The following is a 909-nucleotide window of genomic DNA, read 5'->3' as shown; positions in this document are numbered from 1 at the left end:
CTATGGAACCATAATGGGACGCTGGTTGTACTTTCGCTGGTGAGCATTCTCAAATACGTCGTTGATGGAATCCAGCGGAAAAGTCTTGACGAACTGCTTGAGGGGCATCTTGCCGTCCAGAATCAGGTCCACCACCGGGCGGTAGTACTCGGGGATGCAGCCCCAGTTGCCCCGGGCCGTGGCGTTGAAGGCCATCAGGTTGGATAGGCGCAGTTCCAGTGTGTCGAGGGTAAAACCGACCACGGAAAGATGCGAACCGAAGGTCATCAGGCCGAAGGCGGTCTTCTGGCCGGCGGCGGTGCCGGAGGTTTCGAAAATCTTCAGATGCGTGCGCGACCGACCGGTCTCTTTGGCCACCCCGTAAACCGCTTTGCGCAGATCCTTGAACGACATTTCCCGGGCATTGAAGGTCGCGTCCATGAAAGGGGCCAGGTTGTCCAGCTTGGGCTGGTCCACATCGATGGCCACCACGGCGGCACCGAAACTCTTGGCCAGCAGGGCGCCGTATCCGCCCACGCCGCCGACACCGTTGAAAACGGCAATGTCGGTCTCATTGAGTTTGGCTTCGACGATGGCCTGGTAGGGGGTGGTGATGGCATCGGCCACCACGGAGAGTTCCTCCAGGGTGATGTCGGTCTTGGACACCGGCTTCATGTTCTCGTCCACCGGCACCTTGCACAGCTGTTTGGCCGGGACCAGAATGTGGCTGGCGAACCCGCCCTGGATGTCGTTGCCCGGCATCTTCTGTTTCATGCAGATGTTGCCCCGGCCTTCCTTGCAGTCCGCACATTCCCCGCAGGGCATGACCGCCGGGATAATCGCCGCGCACCCGCTCCATTCTTCGGTTCCGGGACCGGTGGCTGCGATGGTTCCGCTGATTTCGTGGCCCAGGGTAATGGGCAGCTCCGA

At 60.6% G+C, this 909-nt stretch carries 1 protein-coding gene; it reads right to left on the bottom strand.

What is annotated here, in order from left to right:
* A partial coding sequence (gene had, locus JCM12296_RS35220; protein ID WP_054702844.1) for a 6-hydroxycyclohex-1-ene-1-carbonyl-CoA dehydrogenase occupies window positions 1-909 on the bottom strand: 909 nt, incomplete at its 5' end.

Source organism: Desulfosarcina cetonica JCM 12296 (assembly GCF_001311845.1).
GTDB lineage: Bacteria > Desulfobacterota > Desulfobacteria > Desulfobacterales > Desulfosarcinaceae > Desulfosarcina > Desulfosarcina cetonica.
The sequence above is the reverse complement of the archived record's forward strand: the minus strand, read 5'-3'. Positions and strand labels throughout refer to the sequence as shown.